General features: G+C 65.6%; 7 protein-coding genes and 1 tRNA gene. All 8 read right to left on the reverse strand.

What is annotated here, in order from left to right:
* Positions 1-11: 11 nt before the first annotated feature.
* The 8 genes from H0S73_RS14580 to H0S73_RS14615 all read right to left on the reverse strand — a co-directional run bounded on the left by H0S73_RS14580 (position 12) and on the right by H0S73_RS14615 (position 16958).
* On the reverse strand, positions 12-1343 hold the full coding sequence (locus tag H0S73_RS14580) for a family 1 glycosylhydrolase (RefSeq protein ID WP_181052833.1): 1332 nt from the start codon (positions 1341-1343) through the stop codon (positions 12-14).
* A gap of 45 nt (positions 1344-1388) precedes the next feature.
* On the reverse strand, positions 1389-2939 hold the full coding sequence (metG, locus tag H0S73_RS14585) for a methionine--tRNA ligase (RefSeq protein ID WP_181052834.1): 1551 nt from the start codon (positions 2937-2939) through the stop codon (positions 1389-1391).
* Positions 2940-2985: 46 nt separating this feature from the next.
* Positions 2986-4050 carry a DNA polymerase III subunit delta' gene (locus tag H0S73_RS14590; RefSeq protein ID WP_181052835.1) on the reverse strand — a complete coding sequence of 355 codons (1065 nt, stop codon included), beginning with the start codon at positions 4048-4050 and terminating at the stop codon, positions 2986-2988.
* Complete coding sequence (gene tmk, locus H0S73_RS14595; RefSeq protein ID WP_181052836.1) at positions 4040-4714, reverse strand: dTMP kinase; 675 nt, start codon at positions 4712-4714, stop codon at positions 4040-4042. Before tmk ends, H0S73_RS14590 begins: the two co-directional genes overlap by 11 nt.
* Entirely contained in the window at positions 4714-5925 is a 1212-nt protein-coding gene (locus tag H0S73_RS14600) for a D-alanyl-D-alanine carboxypeptidase family protein (RefSeq protein ID WP_181052837.1), read from the reverse strand. Before H0S73_RS14600 ends, tmk begins: the two co-directional genes overlap by 1 nt.
* 172 nt (positions 5926-6097) lie before the next feature.
* Positions 6098-7096, reverse strand: coding sequence for a septal ring lytic transglycosylase RlpA family protein (locus H0S73_RS26255; protein ID WP_181052838.1), 999 nt, complete (start codon positions 7094-7096; stop codon positions 6098-6100).
* 476 nt (positions 7097-7572) lie between these two features.
* A tRNA-Ser gene (locus tag H0S73_RS14610) sits at positions 7573-7662 on the reverse strand.
* Positions 7663-7793: 131 nt separating this feature from the next.
* Positions 7794-16958: an Ig-like domain-containing protein gene (locus H0S73_RS14615; RefSeq protein ID WP_181052839.1), complete on the reverse strand. Its 9165-nt coding sequence runs from the start codon at positions 16956-16958 to the stop codon at positions 7794-7796.
* Positions 16959-16960 lie beyond the last annotated feature (2 nt).

Raw genomic sequence — 16960 nt, forward strand, 5'->3', positions numbered from 1 at the left:
AGCCCATCCGTCTACCGACGGACGCCCTGGGCGGTCGCCACCGGCTCCTCGTCCTCCTTCGACTCCTTATGGAGCATCTTGCGCATCCGGTCCTGATGTCGGCGGATGGGAGCCTCGTCGTGATCCTGAGGACGGACGACGGGTACCGTCAGGCACACGCTCTGGGCGGGAAGCACGTCGCACCAATCGTGGATCAGCTTTTTGTAGCGGCGCCCCACGGGACGGATGTTCCGGTCGAGATCGTAAAGACCCACCGGAGTCACTCTGTTGTTCTCCTCCCGGAGCGCCGTATCCCAATCCATCTGATCGGTGAGCGAGTACCAGGTGAATCCGACGATCGGAACGCCCGTGTTGCGGACCCTCAGCACATTCGCCCATTGCTTCCAGAGCCAGTTGACGGCCTCGTCGCCATGGGGCCCCTGCATGAGGTTCGTCTCGGTATGCATCACGGGAAGCCGATAGCGGTCATAGTACTGCCTGGTGATCTCGTCGTAACCGAAAACATCCCCGGCGGCCTCGGTGGTGCCGTCCTCCCGAACCCGGTGCTCATTGGTGAGGTAGTAGTCGTTGCCCATGATGCAATGGTGGCGCAGGGACGAACGGCTGAGGAAGAAATGGTACTCGTCCCGGGTCATGCCACTGTCCATCAGGAACTCGTACATTTCCGAGTCGACCCGTCGCCCGTAGTTCAGGTCCAGGGACAGGAAACGCCGGGAGTTCATGATTTCGGAAGGCTTGATGGCCGCCGGGTTCTCGGCGTGGAAATATTCGGAAGACTCGCTCTGAATAAAGAGAGCATCCGGCCGAACCTTTAGAATCCGCTCCATGGCCAGGACATTGGCCTTCACGATGTGCTTGAGAGCGGTCACGAACCCCTGGTCACTGGTCAGCTGCTCGTTCCACCAGCCATAGGCGGCCGAGAACTGGGCGCAGATGAACATCTCGTTGATGGGAGTGTAGAGCTGAAGCCAGGGAAAGCGGCGCGCGAAGTCTTCCGCGTAAGATGCGAACAGAGCTGGAAAATCCGGATTCTGGAAGTTGCCGATCCAGTCGGGAACGCCGAAATGGCAAAGATCGACGATGGGTATCACGTTGCGGCGCTGAAGCTCGGCGAAGGTCATGTCCGCGAAGGCCCAGTCGTACCGCCCCGGGCCGATGAATGTCTTGTGGAGCGGCGGACCGTAACGCAGGACCTGGATATCCAGCTCCTCCAGGAGTTCGAAATCCGTGCGCCAATGGGTATAATGGCCGCACTTCTCCATCTGGTCGATGCGGGTGCGGCCATTGTTGATAGTCGGGATGCTGTTCTCGATCCCGGTGGCGAACATGAAGGTGGTGTACATCGCGCTTCCGCAGAGGGCCCGGGAGGGCCGATCAAAGCGGATGCGTCAGGACGCTTCCGCCTCGATATAACGCGGGAAAATCGGCGCAGGTTGCGGAAGGGCCGTTCCGGACATCAGGCGATGCTCCGGGCCGACCGCCGCAAGTACCCTGCCCTCCGGCGGAACCGCCAGCAGGTCGAGCAGCTTGGCCGCAGCCGTCGGCACGAAGGGCTGGGCCAGGATCCCGACCGCCCGCAGCACCTCGGCCGTCACGTAGAGCACCGTGCTCATGCGCGCCGGGTCGCTCTTGCGCAGCACCCAGGGCTCTTGGGAAGCGAAATAGCGGTTGGCTTCCGCCACCACGGCCCAAATCTCGGCCAGGGTGGTATGGACGGCGAAGTCCTTCATGGCCGCCCGCGTCTTGCCGGGCAAGGCGTCGGCCAGCCAGAGCATGTCCTGATCGGCCTGGGTGAACTCACCCGGCTGCGGCACGGCGGCGTCGCAGTTCTTGGCGATCATCGACAGGGAGCGCTGGGCGAGGTTGCCGAGATCGTTCGCCAGATCCGCGTTGATGCGGTTGACGATAGCCTCGTGGGAGTAGTTTCCATCCTGGCCGAAGGGCACTTCCCGCATGAAGAAATAGCGGATCTGGTCGACCCCGTAGGTATCGGCGAGATCGAAAGGATCGACCACGTTGCCGACCGACTTCGACATCTTCTCGCCCTTGTTGAGCAGGAACCCGTGCCCGAAGACGCGCTTCGGCAGCGGCAGCTCGGCCGACATGAGGAAAGCAGGCCAATAGACCGTGTGGAAGCGCACGATATCCTTGCCGATGATGTGCACGTCCGCCGGCCAGTAGTGCCAGCGCGGATCATTCTCGTTCGGGAAGCCGCAGCCGGTCATGTAGTTGTTGAGGGCGTCGATCCACACATACATGACGTGCTTCGGATCGCCCGGCACCGGAAGACCCCAGTTGAAGGTGGTTCGGCTGATCGAGAGGTCCTGCAGGCCGGAGCGCACGAAGCTCGCGACCTCGTTGCGGCGGGTTCCGGGGCTGATGAAGTCCGGATTGGCCTCATAATGGGCAAGCAGCCGGTCCTGGTAAGCGGACAGGCGGAAGAAGTAGCTCTCCTCCTCGATCCATTCGACCGGCGCTCCGGTCGGCGCCCGCCAGCTCCCGTCGGGTTGCTTGGTCAGCTCGCTCTCGTCGTAGTACGCTTCGTCCCGGACCGAGTACCAGCCGGAATACTTGGAAAGATAGATATCTCCCTTCTCCTGCATCCGGCGCCACAATTCCTGGGTCGACGGCAGGTGGTCAGCGTCGGTCGTGCGGATGAAGCGGTCATAAGAGCAGTCGAGCCGGTCGGCCATGGCCTTGAACTTCGCCGCCATCTCGTCGACGAAGGCCTTGGGCGTCGTGCCGTTCTTGTCCGCCGTCTGCTGGATCTTCAGGCCATGCTCGTCCGTGCCCGTCATGAAGAACACGTCATAGCCGTCGATACGCTTGAAACGCGCGATCGCGTCCGATGCGACGACCTCGTAGGCATGGCCGATATGGGGAGCCCCATTCGGGTACGAAATAGCCGTGGTGATGTAGAATTTCTGCTTGTCGGCCATGTCGAATCCTAAGTCCTGAAATCGAAACCCTTCGGACGATGGGGCTTCAGGCCGCCCGCCGAACCGCGTCGGCGAGATCGTCGAACATCGTCAGAATGAAGGGCCGGCGGTCGAGGTTGAACACATCGATCTCGCGCGCCGAACGGCCGATCTTGTCACATACCTCCACCAAAGGCGCAAGGCGGGACGCGCCCAGGCCAGCCCGCTCATGGAGCCGGTCGGAAACCCAGCGCTGCACCGTTTCAAGGGCAAGCTCGTAGCTGTCGTCCGCATCGCGCTTGGACAGGGCTTCCGCAAGGGCTAGGACCTGCTTGGTGTCGGCTTTCGGCAGGCCGTTCAGGAGCCGGTTCACCTGCTCGATGAAGGCCACCTTTTCGGCGTCGAGAAGCTCCAGGGTGCGCCGGACCGAGCCTTCCCCGTACCGAAGCGCCTGATCCACCACGTCCTGCGAGATATCGGTCCAGGGGGAGCCGAGGGACGCGATGGCCCCCCTGATGTCCTGGTCCTCAAGGGGGCGGAGCAAAAGCCTGCGGCAGCGCGACCGGATGGTGGGCAGAACTCTCTGCGGCGCGTGGCTGACGATCAGGAACAACGAACGCGGCGGCGGCTCTTCGATCACCTTGAGCAGCGCATTGGCACTCGAAACGGTCAGGTCCTCGGCGCTGTCGACGATACAGACCCGGTAGCCGCCATCGGCGGCCGTCGAGCCGAACATGCCGAGCGCTCGGCGCACCGCATCGACCGGGATCGTCGCGGAAGGACCTTTCTTGTCCGTGGCCGGCGCGCGCCTCAGCACGGAAAGATTGGGATGGGAGAGAACCGCCACCTGGCGCGCCACATGCGAGCCGGCCGGCACGTCCAGGCTCGAAATGGTCCGGTCGTTGGATCTTTGCGGGTCGAGCACCGTGCGGGCCACGCGATAGGCCAGGGTGGCCTTGCCGATTCCCTGGGCTCCGCCGATGAGCCAGGCATGATGAAGCCGACCGCTGCGCAGCCCCTCCAGGAAAGCCTCCTCGCCGTCCCGGTGGCCGAAGAAGGCGAACTGCTCCCGGGGATGCCGCGCATTGTCGAGCTGATCCGGCTCCGCAACGCCCTGATCGTCACGCGACATCGAGAGGCCTCACCGCATGTTCGGTCACTTGGGGAAGTCGCTCCCGCACGGCAGCCCAGATCGCCGTCTCGACCTCGTCGGGATCCTGGTCCGCATTGATGACGGCGCACCGTTTCGGTTCGGCCCGAGCGATGGACAGGTAGGCCTGCCTCAGGGACTGATGGAAGGAGATATCCTCCCCCTCGAAACGATCGGCCCCCTCGCCTTTCCCTGCCTGTCGGGCTCCGGCCCGGGCCAGCCCCGTTTCGGCGGGCAGATCGAGGATCAAGGTGAGATCGGGTTTCACGCCCTGCAGGGTCACCGCCTCGAGCTGACCGATCAGATCTTCGTCGATATTGCCCAGGGAGCCCTGATAGGCACGGGTCGAATCCGCAAACCGATCGCAGAGGACGTGGGTCCCGCTCTTGAGCGCCGGCTTGATGGTCTTGTCCAGATGGTCGATCCGGGCAGCGGCGAACAGGAGAGCTTCCGCCAGCGGCCCCAGATGCTTGGCCCGGCCGCTGAGGATGAAGGCACGAATCTCCTCGGCATGCGGAGAGCCGCCGGGTTCGCGGGTCACGAGGACCGGCTGGGCAAGGCGCTCCAGCCGGATCTTGAGCCTCTGGATCTGGGTCGACTTGCCTGCGCCCTCCCCGCCTTCGAACGTAATGAAGCAGCCTGCCATCAAATGCCTTCGATCACGCTCGTGAAAGCGCGGCGGACCCATCCCGTGCTGAACTCCAGCAGGCCATCCAGGGCCCGCTGGCTCAGCGTCCCTTCCTGAATGTCCTCATCGGCATAGAGCGGCATGTCGAGCGCCTGCATGTCCCCGCGGTTGACCTGGAGCCGGGCCACCTCCGCTCCCTTCTGGACAGGAGCCTTCAGCGGTCCGGTGTAGACAATGCGAGCGGTGACCCGTTCGCTCTCTCCACGGGGCACAAGTACACGAACAGGCTTCTTGGACACAAGCGGCAGTGACCGCTTGTTACCGCCGAACACTTGAGCCTCGCCCACGACCTGCCCCTCGGCGAAGAGCTGCTGGGTCTCGAAGGCCCGGAAACCCCAGTCCAGAAGCTTGCGGGCCTCGTTGGCGCGATCCTTAGCCGTCTTAAGGCCGTTGACGACCACGATCAGACGCTGGTCGTTCTGGACGGCGGAGCCCATCAGGCCGAAGCCGGACTCGTCGATATTGCCGGTTTTCAGCCCATCCGCGCCGATATCCATGAAAAGCAAGGGATTGCGGTTCTGCTGACGGATCTTGTTCCAGGTGAACTCGCGCTCGCCGAACATCTTGTAGAGGTCAGGGTAAGCCTCGATCAGATGAAGGGCGAGCTTCGCCAGATCGCGGACGGTGACCTTCTGCTCGGGATGGCCGTAGCCCGTAGCGTTGCGGAATGTCGATTGCGACAGGCCGATCTGCTTGGCCCGCTCGTTCATCTTGCGGGCAAAATTGTCTTCCGTTCCGGCAACGCCCTCGGCGATGGCGATGGCCGCGTCGTTGCCCGATTGAACGATGAGCCCACGAAGCAGATCCTCGAGACGGACCGGCGTGTTCACCTTGGCGAACATGGACGAGCCGCCCGATCCCCCACCGCCCTTGCGCCAGGCGTTCTCCGAGATCATGAACTCGCTGTCGAAGTTCAGGCGGCCGTTCTTGATTTCGTTGAAGACCACTTCGGCCGTCATGGTCTTGGCCATGCTGGCGGGTGCCGTCAGCTCATCGGCGTTCTTCTCGAAGAGAACCGCGTGGCTTCCTGCGTCCATGAGGATGGCCGTGGGGGCGCTCGTCTGAAAATTCTGCGCCCGCGCCGCTTGCGGCCAAGCGAACGAAAGTGAGACAGCGCTCCACACGAATCCAACCGCCGCCAGGGCTCGGGCGACTTTAACATGACGCATCGTCAGCTTCTCCAGGCTCTTCCCCTAGGAGACCCCGAATCTGTGGCGCGTCAACAACAAATCAACCGCTGCTACGCTCGTGCGACGACCCTGAAAGTGGGTTACATTCCGGGATCGATCAGCTGCGCCAGCCGGTGCGTGATGTTGTTTTAATCAGGCAGGAAGGGATTGCTTATCGAAGCACGAACTTCGTGGGATCGGCTGCCGTATAGGCGCCGCTTCTCTGGAAGCCGGGGCGCGCATCGTCAGCCGGCGATCCGTAGAGGCTTGCCACCACGGGACGCGACGCGGGAGTTGCGGAACTGATCCGGGCAACCGGGCTTGCCGCCCCGGGGATCGTGCCGAGATCGAACGGACGCTCGGGCGGAAGCGGTACATTGCTGGCAACCACTCCGGAGCCTGCCGCCTGCGTCGGACGGGCCGGTGCCGCATACGCTCCGTCATCCGGCTCGTAGGTGCGAAGCGCAATGGCCTGACGCGGTACATTGGTCTGGGGCGCCTGGGCAATCATGGTCGGCGCCGAGCCGGTCAGAGCCGCAGGCGTTCCGTCGGTCCGCAGGCTCGCCAGGAGGATGCGATCGTCGCTGCCGTTCGTGGACGCGCGGCCGACGTAATCCACGCGCACCCGGGCCGTTCCGGCCTGCCGGAACCCAAGGGCAGCGGCGGCGCGCTCGGACACGTCGATGACCCGGTTGCCGTGGAACGGCCCGCGATCGTTCACGCGGACGATCATCGAGTGGCCGTTCTGCAGGTTGGTCACACGGGCATAGCTCGGAAGCGGCATGGTGGTGTGGGCGGCCGCAATCGAATCCCGGTCGAAGACCTCCCCGTTCGCCGTCATGCGGCCATGGAAATTGGACCCGTACCAGGACGCCAAGCCTTCACTGGAGCGAGGCGTTTCGTTGGGGACATAGGTCCGGCCGGCCACGGTGTAGGGTTTGCCGACCATATCACGGCCGCCGCCCTTGGGAACGGGCTGGCCATCGGCGACCACCTTCGGACTCGGGGCGACGCCGTATTTGGGATCGATGCCTCCGCGGACATTGGAGGAGCAGTTGGCTGCAGTCAGCGCAATGGCGGTCACGCCTGCGACGCGAAGGAGAGTCCATCGATTGAAGGAAGAGGCATTCCCCTTCAGCTCGGTCGTCACTTCTGCGCGATTCGAAGGCATGTGGTCTCGCATTCCATTATCCGCACCGTGCATGGCAGAGCCGGGGTTAGCCCGGGCATCGAGCCAAAGTGCTTTCGGGTCCTTAAAGGAAAGTTAAATAGCCGCGCTTGTCAATGGCAAAGCTATGAATTTCGAAACATCATATCGATTTTATGTTTATCCAATATTTTCAGTTGGATACATCAGTTTCTTCCGTTAAAGCTTCAGCGCATGCTCGTTCCCGAGGACCAAGCTGACTCTTGAGACTTCGGCCGGGACCGCATTCGGAGCTTTAAGGGATGAAACCAAAAACCCTTATTCGCCAGCACCTTATATCGTGATGATCGCCGTCAGCCGTTATTCGGCCTAGCGAATCCTCCCGAAGAACGGCCCGGAAGCATGCTCAAGCCTGTCCCATGGTCTCGTTTGAGATGTTTTGGTTAATGAATCGGTCCCGCCGAAGCAGCCCTGACGACTGGAAACGCGAAACTGGACGATGGCGGAGAGGGTGGGATTCGAACCCACGGTGGGCTTGCACCCACGGCGGTTTTCAAGACCGCTGCCTTAAACCACTCGGCCACCTCTCCGGAAACGGTGAGCACCGCCCTGCCGTCAAATCCTCTCTAAGGCCGGGGCCCGTGACACGTCAACAGAAACGGGTCGTCGGGAGCATCGGATCCGATGCTCCGGCCGTCCAGGGATGATGCGCGCCGACGCCTCACGACCAGTGGGTCCTGGCGGATTCGATCTGGAGGTCGTCGACGGGCTGGACGTGATCTGCGACGGGCTGATCGAGCTCCACGGGCTGGTGCATCGCCGTCTCCGGAGCCTGACCGGCGTCTATCTGTTCGGTCCAGGCTCCTCCGGCGCCATGGCCCGGATCGATCGTGCCATCGGCCATCATCAAGAGAATGTCGGACCCGGACAGATCCTGGGTGGTCCCGGAAGCCGCGGCCGCCATGAGGCCATGGGCCTCGACCGTGGATGGCGGAGGCTCATCCACGACCACCTCGATGGTCTGCGGCACCGAGGCGGCTCCCTCGCTGTCGAAGAGCGTCACGCCGATGCTGCGGGATCCGGCCGCGAGGCCGCTCGTGTCCACGCTCTCCAGCACGAGGGATTGCAGCACGGCCGAGTAGACCTCAGGCGCCGCAGACCCGCTCAGGGTCAAAGTCCCCATATGCGCCTCATAGCCTCCGCCGACGACCTCGATGCCTGTGTCCCCGATCATCATGCGCCCGTTTTCCTCGTGCAGCACGAAGCCGTCGAAATCGAGCCTGTCGCCGGCCTGCGCGCCGGCGAGCGTTACGGTCGCGCCGCCGAGCTGGGGACTGTCCACGTCATGCGCCGCGACGAGGCCTAGCGCGCTTGCCTGATGGGCGCCCGCCTCTGCATGAGCCGGTGCGGTCAGGGCAAGTTCCGGCGCATCGTTCACGGCGTCGATTGTCACGGTGAAGGGCGTCGTCGTCGTCGCGGTGCCGCCTGCCGTTTCGGTGCTCGTGGCCTGGAGCATTAGGTGAAGAGTTCCGTTCCAGTCCTGCGCGGGATGGAGCTGCAGCCCCGGGAGAACGTCGGCCGCAACCCGCCACACGCCGCCTCCAAGGGATGTGCCCTGGGACAGGGTGAAGCCGTCCGGAACGCCCAGGATGCTGACTGTCAGCGCCTCCGAGCCGTCCGTGTCCAAGAGGGCGGCGGACAGGTTCAGCGCGATGGCATTGTCCTCCTGCCCGGCCGCATCCTGGGCCGTTGCGACCGGCGCGTCGGCGACCGCATGGACGGTGACCGCGTGCGTGCCCGTCACCTCCCGGCTGACGGAGATGCCGTTGCCCGTATCCGTGATCGTCGCCTTCAGGGTCAGGGTGAAGTCCGCATCGCTGTGCTCAGCCGGATTGACCTTGATCAGGCCTGCCCGCAGATCGGCCGTCGCGACCAGCCATGTGCCCGGCGCGAGCTGCGATCCGAGATTGAGGCTCGCACCTGTCGGCAGGCCAGACACCTGGGTGAACTCGGACCAAGTCTCCGAGCCATCGTTGTCCATCAGCGTGAAAGTCGGATTGAGGACGATCGACGTACCCTCGTCTCCCGTGCTCGCACCGCTGATCGTGCCGGCATCCGCCACCGGGTTGACGCCGATGGTGAAGTCCCGGGACGTGCGGGCCACCGACCCACCGGAGCTTTCGGTCGCGATGCCGGTGAGCGTGAGGGTAAACTGCCCCGACACGTTCGCCGGAGGTGTGAAACTCAGGTTGCCGAGTTGGGCCGGCGTGAGCAGCCAGCTGCCGTCGGGCTGCCTGGTTCCCGCGTTCAGGCTCGCTCCGGCCGGCAGTCCGCTGAGGACGAAGCTCAGGCTTTCCGAGCCATCCGTGTCGAAAAGGGCACCCGCCAAGCCGGTCAGCCTGATGGAGGTGTCCTCGTTTCCGGTGAAATCGCGCACCGTGACGTTCGGCGCATCGGCCACCGCCTCGACCTGCACGCGGAAGCTTGCCTCGCTCGTGGCCGTGTCGCCATTGGTTTCCCGCGCGGTGGCCCGCATGGTGAGGCCGAAAGTGCCGGAGAAGTTCTCCGGGGGAACGATGGCAAGACCCGGCAGGTCGGCAGGCGCCACGATCCAGCTCCCGTCGGATTGCCGCGTGCCGTAGGTAAGGCTCGCCCCGGAGGGTAACCCCAGAATGACCACGGACAGCACCTCGGAGCCGTCCCGATCCGTCAGGGCCGCCGAGAGATTCAGGGCAATCGGCTGGTCCTCCAGGCCGGTCGCATCGCGGACGGCCACTACGGGGGCGTCGGCGACGGCATCGACATCGACCCGGAACGTCGCCTCCGTGGTTGCAACAGAACCGTTGGAGACTTCCCGTGCATGCGCCTGAACGGTCAGGTTCATGGTGCCGCTCCAGTCGGCAGGCGGCTTCACGGTCAGTCCCGCGAGTTGCGACGGCGTCAGAGTCCAGCTGCCGTCGCCGTTGTTGATGCCCTTGGAAAGCCTTGCGCCCTCGGGCAGTCCCTGGATGACCACCGAGAGAACTTCCGAACCGTCGGTGTCGACCAGGGCAGCCGACACGTCGAGAGCAATCGTCCCGTCCTCCTGTCCCGATGCATCATGGACTGTGACAGTCGGTGCATCCGCCTTCGGCGCGACGGTCACGGCGATCGTCCGCTGCGTCTCGTGCGTGTCGTCGTTGCTCCTCTCCTGCGTCGTCGCCGTCACCGTAAGCTGATATGTGCCATGGCTGTTGGCCGGCGGCACGAACTGGAGGCTCGCGATCTGGGCGGGGTCGACCGACCAGCGGCCGCTCCCAAGATCGACGGCGCCTGCACCTTCGAGGCGGCCTCCCGCCGGGACGCCGGAGACGATCACGGCTGCCACGAATTCGCTGCCGTCACTGTCGCCGGGCGTGACGGTGAGCTTCAAGGGAACGGCGCCGTCCTCTTCGCCGACCGAGGGATCGGCATTGATGACGGCATTGTCGGCGACGGCGTCGACATTGACGCTGATCGTGGCCGAAACGGCTTTCTGGTCTCCCGTGCCCTCCGTCGATATGGCGACAACCTCAAGATCGATCCGACCGGAGAAATTCGCCGGAGGGATGAGACGGACGTCCTTCAGCTGGTCCGGATGCAGCGCCCAGGCTCCCGTCAGCGGATCCCTCACGCCGACCGACAGGCTCGCGCCCGGGGGGAGGCCGTTGATACGGATGCCGAGGGATTCACGACCTCCGTCATTGTCCTTCGTCTCGGCCTCGATGGACAGAAGGACGCTGCGATCCTCGAGGGTATCGGCATTTCGGACCACGAGCGAAGGGTCCTGCGCCGACGGGGCGTCGTCCGGATCGGGACCCGGGCCCGTTCCACCGCTTCCATCCCCGCCCCCATCACCGGGTACCGTGATGGTGACCGGGACTCTCACCGTCAGATCGGTCTGGTCGCCCTCACGCTCCACGGCCACGGCGGTGATCGTCAGCTCGAAGCTTTGGGTGAAACCTGCCCTCGGGCGAATGGAGAGGGTCGGAAGATCCTGGACCGGCACCAGCCATATGCCGTCGCCGACGGCGATGCCGGACGAGAGAACGGCCCCTGCCGGCACATCTCGGACCCACATTTGTAGGGTTTCCGAACCGTCCTTGTCCCCCGGCACGGCCGCGATCTGGAGAGGGATCCAGCCCTGATCCGGGTTCAGGCTCTTATGGGCGCTCCCAGTCGACGGCTCGAACGCTATTTCCGGCATGTCGGCATCGCCGAGCGGATCCACCACCATCTTTCCGCCGACGGACACCCGAACGCCGCCGCTGTCCTCGATGGTCATCACCACCTTGAGCGTGTGCGCTTGGTCGCTGTCGTGAGGCATCGTCAGCGTCACGCCAACCATATGCGCCGAGGCGATCCTGTAGATCCCATGCTCGTCGGGATTGACGACGGTGCCGTCGGCCAGGCGCAGAACCGCCCCGGCGGGGACGTCGCCGATGAGAATGTCACCCACCACCTTCTCGGACCCGTCGGTATCTCCGAGGCCGGGATCGAGACGCAACAGGATCGGCCGGTCTTCCGTGCCGTGCATCGTTCCCCAATCGCCGGATACACCGTCGAGGCCGCCGACTGCGGGGGCATCGACAACGGATTCGACCTCGACGCGGAATTCCACGGTGGTCGATGCCTGATCGCCTCCCCGCTCCTCCTGGGTGATCGCCGTGACGGAGAGTTTGATGGTTCCCGAAAAGTTGGCGGGCGGCAGCAAGGTCGCCAGCCTGGCCTCCTCGGCCGTCAGGGACCAGATTCCGGGACCGCGATAGGTGCCGTGGGACATGACGGCGCCATCGGGCACTCCCCTGATCACGAAACTCAGAGTCTCGGATCCGTCGTTGTCCGGCATCGTCGCAGAGAGATTGAGTGCGATCGGAGTATCTTCGAAGCCGTTCGCGCCGGTCACGTTCATGACGGGAGCGTCGGCCACGGCGCGGACCGTCACACGCAGATCGAGCGGCGGGCTTTCGGCCGTGCTGCCGTTGGGCTCCGCGGAGATTGCGGACACTTTGATGGTGAAATCATCGTCCGAATGGGCGGGAGGTGTAACGGTCAGGCTGTTCGCCACGGCCGGATCGACCAACACGCTACCGTTGACCACGACGAGCGCCACGCCGCCGGCCCGCACCACCGCTCCTTCCGGAATGCCGGTGAGCCGAAACCCGACGATCTTCTCCGAACCGTCCCGGTCGGTCGTCCAAGCTGTCATGGTGAGCGGAATCGCCTTGTCTTCGTCTCCTACGGCCGGTGCCACGCGCAGTCCCGGCTCGTCCGCCACCGCGTCGACCTCCACCTGAAAGGATGCTTCCCTCCAGGCGGTCTTTCCGTTCGAGCTTTCCGTCGCGGTCGCTCGGATCTTGAGGTCCAGCGTGCCGGAGAAATCAGCGGGCGGCTTCAGGGCGACGTTCGGCAGGTCGGCGGCCTGGACGATCCAGGAGCCGTCGGATTGCAACACTCCCTTCGTCAGAGTGGCGGAGGCCGGAACGCCGTAGATCCTGACAGTCAGCGTTTCCGACCCATCGGTGTCGACGAGGCTCGCGGACAGATTGAGGGGGATCTCATGGTCTTCCCGGCCCGTGACGTTCGATGCGGTCACGTTCGGTTTGTCGGCCACGGCATTCACGGTCACGAAATTCGTGCCCGTCAGCTCCTGGCTGACGGATTTCCCGTTGCCTGAGTCCGTCAGCGTCGCGGTAAACGTCAGGGTGAAATCCGCGTCGCTGTTCAACGGCGGCTTGATCCTGACGAGCCCCGCCTGAAGGGAACTCGTCGGAACCTTCCACACGCCTGGCTCCACCATCGCACCGCGGTCGAGCGACGCGCCGGCGGGAACACCGGAGATCATGGTGAATTCGGACCAGGTTTCGGAGCCGTCCTTGTCGGGGGTATCGAATTTCGGGCTGAGCTTGATCCAGGTATCCTCATCGCCGGCGGCGGAACCGGTGATGGTGCCTGGGTCCAGAACGGGATCGAGGTCGACCGTGAATTTCGCGGAATTGCGCGCACTCGGCACGCCGGGCTCGCTTTCGGTCGCAACCGCCGTGAGGGTCAGCTCGAACCGTCCGGAGCCGTTCGCCGGGGGCGTGAGGACGAGGCCGTTGAGCTGCGCGGGCGTCAGGAGCCAAGTGCCGTCTGCCTGCTTTGTCCCGGCGTTGAGTGTCGCACCGGGAGGCACCGTGAGGATGAAACTCAGGGTTTCCGAACCATCGAGGTCACGCAGAGCGCCGCCGAGGCCCGTGAGCGCAACCGGCTCGTCTTCGCGACCCGTGTAATGGGCCACGGTGACGTCGGGCATGTCGGCGACCGCGTGGACCTGCACGCGGAAATCGGCCGTGCTTGTCGCAGTATCGCCGTTGCTCTCCCGGGCGGTGGCCTCGATGCGAAGATCCACCGGGCCGGAAAAGTCGGGCTTGGGGATGAATTTCAAGTCGGCCAGGTCGGCGGGAGCGACATTCCAGCTGCCGTCGGGCTGGCGGGTGCCGTGCGACAGCGCGGCGCCGTCCGGGACGCCCCGGATCACCACCGCGAGCACCTCGGAGCCGTCCCGGTCCTTCAGCATTGCCGACAGATCCAGCGCCACCGGCGTGTCCTCGCGGCCGGCCACGTCCTGCGCCGCCACCTGCGGCGCATCCGCCACCGCTTCCACGGCCACGCTGAACGGGGCCCGCACGGTCGCGGTCGAGCCGTTCGAACTCTCCCGCGCCTGCGCCACCAGGGTCAGGTCCATGCGCCCGCTCCAGTCGAGCGGCGGCGTCAGGGTCAGGCCGGCAAGCTGGCCGGGCGTGAGCGTCCAGCGGCCGTTGCCGGTGTCGCTGCCCGCCGACAGGCGCGCGCCCGGCGGCAGGCCTTCGATCACCAGCAGGAGCACCTCCGAGCCGTCGGTGTCGGTCAGCGCCGCCGCCAGATCGAGGGCGATCGGCTGGTCTTCCCGGGTGGCGGCGTCGTGCACGCCGACGACGGGCGTGTCGGCGACGGCCTCGACATGGACCCGGAACGGCGCCTCGTGGGTGGCGGTCGCGCCGTTGGGGCTCACCGCGGTGGCGCGCAGGGTCAGGCTGAGGGGGCCGGAGAAGTTCTCTGGTGGGAGAATGGCAAGATCTGCCAGTTCACCTGGCAGCACCTGCCAGCTGCCGTCCGGCGCGCGGGTGCCGTGTGACAGCCGCGCCCCGGACGGGACGCCGAGAATGGTCACCGACAGCGTCTCCGAGCCGTCGCTGTCAGCGAGCGTCGCCCCGAGGTCCAGGGACGTCCATTCGTCCTCACGCCCCGCGGCATCGTGGACGCTCACCAGCGGGGTATCCGATACATCCTCCACATCCACCCGGAAGCCGATGCTCCGCGTCGCGGTTGAACCGTTCGAGCTTTCGCGGACGGTTGCCTCCAGCGTCAGCTTGATCGTGCCGGAGAAGTCCTGGGGCGGGGTGATGGAGAGATGGGCCAGGTCGGCGGGGGCGACGCCCCAGCTGCCGTCGGGCTGACGCGTACCGGGCGACAGCGAAGCGCCGTCCGGCACGCCGAGGATGCGCACCGTCAGGGCCTCGGAGCCGTCCGTGTCCACGAGGGCGGCCGAGACGTTGAGCGGGATCGGCCGGTCCTCGTCCCCCGTCACGTCGTGCGCCGCCACCAGAGGTTCGTCGGCGATGGCCTCGACCGTCACCATGTGAGATCCCGTCACCAACCGGCTGACGCTCTTGTCGTTGCCGGAATCCGTAAGGGTAGCCGTCAGGGTGAGCGTGAAATCATCGTCGCTGTGCTCCGCCGGGCGGATCATTACGAGGCCGGCGCGCAAGTCCGCCGTCTGGACCTGCCACAGACCGGGCGCGATCTCGGAGCCGAGATTGAGCGAAGCGCCCGGCGGCAGTCCCGCCACCTGGGTGAACTCCGACCAAGTTTCCGAGCCGTCCTGATCGGACGTATCGAAGGCGGGGCGGAGCTGGATCAGCGTATCTTCCGAACCCGCGCTCGAGCCGGCGATGCTGCCTGCATCCACCACCGGGTCCACGTTCACCGTGAACGTGGCAGAGGTCCGAGCGCTGGGCACGCCCGGCTCGCTTTCGGTCGCGATGGCCGTGAGCGTCAGGGTGAACTGGCCCGACATCTGGGGCGGCGGGAAAAGGGTCAGGCCCGCCAGCTGCGCGGATGTCAGGGCCCAGCGGCCGCCGCCGAGCGGGGTGCCGGCGCTGAGCGTTGCATCGGCGGGGACGCCGCTGAGGACGAAGCTGACGCTCTCGGAGCCGTCAGTGTCGCGCAAGGCGCCACCCAGGCCCGAAAGGCTGACCGGCATGTCCTCGTAGCCATGGGCGTCGGCGACCGTCACATCCGGCGCATCGGCGACCGCGTGGACCTGCACGCGCAAATCGGCCGTGCTTGTCGCAGTATCGCCGTTGCTCTCCCGGGCGGTGGCCTCGATGCGAAGATCCACCGGGCCGGAAAAGTCGGGCTTGGGGATGAATTTCAAGTCGGCCAGGTCGGCGGGAGCGACATTCCAGCTGCCGTCGGGCTGGCGGGTGCCGTGCGACAGCGCGGCGCCGTCCGGGACGCCCCGGATCACCACCGCGAGCACCTCGGAGCCGTCCCGGTCCTTCAGCATTGCCGACAGATCCAGCGCCACCGGCGTGTCCTCGCGGCCGGCCACGTCCTGCGCCGCCACCTGCGGCGCATCCGCCACCGCTTCCACGGCCACGCTGAACGGGGCCCGCACGGTCGCGGTCGAGCCGTTCGAACTCTCCCGCGCCTGCGCCACCAGGGTCAGATCCATGCGCCCGCTCCAGTCGAGCGGCGGCGTCAGGGTCAGACCGGCAAGCTGGCCGGGCGTGAGCGTCCAGCGGCCGTTGCCGGTGTCGCTGCCCGCCGACAGGCGCGCGCCCGGCGGCAGGCCTTCGATCACCAGCAGGAGCACCTCCGAGCCGTCGGTGTCGGTCAGCGCCGCCGCCAGATCGAGGGCGATCGGCTGGTCTTCCCGGGTGGCGGCGTCGTGCACGCCGACGACGGGCGTGTCGGCGACGGCCTCGACATGGACCCGGAACGGCGCCTCGTGGGTGGCGGTCGCGCCGTTGGGGCTCACCGCGGTGGCGCGCAGGGTCAGGCTGAGGGTGCCGGAGAAGTTCTCTGGTGGGAGAATGGCAAGACCTGCCAGTTCACCTGGCAGCACCTGCCAGCTGCCGTCCGGCGCGCGGGTGCCGTGTGACAGCCGCGCCCCGGACGGGACGCCGAGAATGGTCACGAGCAGGACCTCCGACCCGTTCGTACCGGTCAGAGCTGCCGATAGGTCAAGAGCAATCGATTGATCCTCTTGGCCCGCCGCATCTGCGACCCGTACGCCCGGGGGTGAGGGCGGATCGTCCTGCGGGTCTTCGGGTTGCGGCTCGGAATGCCCGGGATTCGGAATCGTGACAGGTTCATCCCTCACGACGGGGCGCGTCGTTGCAGGCTCGGACGAGATCGCCATGCCATGCAAGGAGTTCGATGGTTCAGGCATCCCGTGGGACCCCGTGACCTTCGGCGTCGCGGCCGGTCGGGATTCGGGGACCTCGACGAGGATCGGCGGCTCGGTCGGTGCAGCATCCAAGGACATTGCCTTGGATGCGGGAGCCGCTTCACGGAGCGGCTCCAGCCGAACCTCCTCCGGACGAGGAGCCGATTCTTCGGTCGTCGGCAGGATGCCGCCCATCTCGCCCAGACCGCCACCGGAGGGCATGCCCCGCATCATGCCGAAGGCCGCGACCGCCTCGGTCCCCCCGGCGAGGTTGCCGGCTGCTCCGCCATCACCGACGGGGACTGTCCGCTGCACGGCGCGAAGGGCACGGAGGGCTTCCTCGTCCACGACGCTGGCGTCGAACGGGATGGTGAGGTCGGGTTGCCGGGTCATGA

This window comes from Microvirga mediterraneensis, assembly GCF_013520865.1.
Classification (GTDB): domain Bacteria; phylum Pseudomonadota; class Alphaproteobacteria; order Rhizobiales; family Beijerinckiaceae; genus Microvirga; species Microvirga mediterraneensis.

Coding starts and splice junctions, on each gene's coding strand:
- H0S73_RS14580 (WP_181052833.1), bottom strand. CDS start 1,343: ATGTACACCACCTTCATGTTCGCCACCGGGATCGAGAACAGCATCCCG.
- metG (WP_181052834.1), bottom strand. CDS start 2,939: ATGGCCGACAAGCAGAAATTCTACATCACCACGGCTATTTCGTACCCG.
- H0S73_RS14590 (WP_181052835.1), bottom strand. CDS start 4,050: ATGTCGCGTGACGATCAGGGCGTTGCGGAGCCGGATCAGCTCGACAAT.
- tmk (WP_181052836.1), bottom strand. CDS start 4,714: ATGGCAGGCTGCTTCATTACGTTCGAAGGCGGGGAGGGCGCAGGCAAG.
- H0S73_RS14600 (WP_181052837.1), bottom strand. CDS start 5,925: ATGCGTCATGTTAAAGTCGCCCGAGCCCTGGCGGCGGTTGGATTCGTG.
- H0S73_RS26255 (WP_181052838.1), bottom strand. CDS start 7,096: ATGCCTTCGAATCGCGCAGAAGTGACGACCGAGCTGAAGGGGAATGCC.
- H0S73_RS14615 (WP_181052839.1), bottom strand. CDS start 16,958: ATGACCCGGCAACCCGACCTCACCATCCCGTTCGACGCCAGCGTCGTG.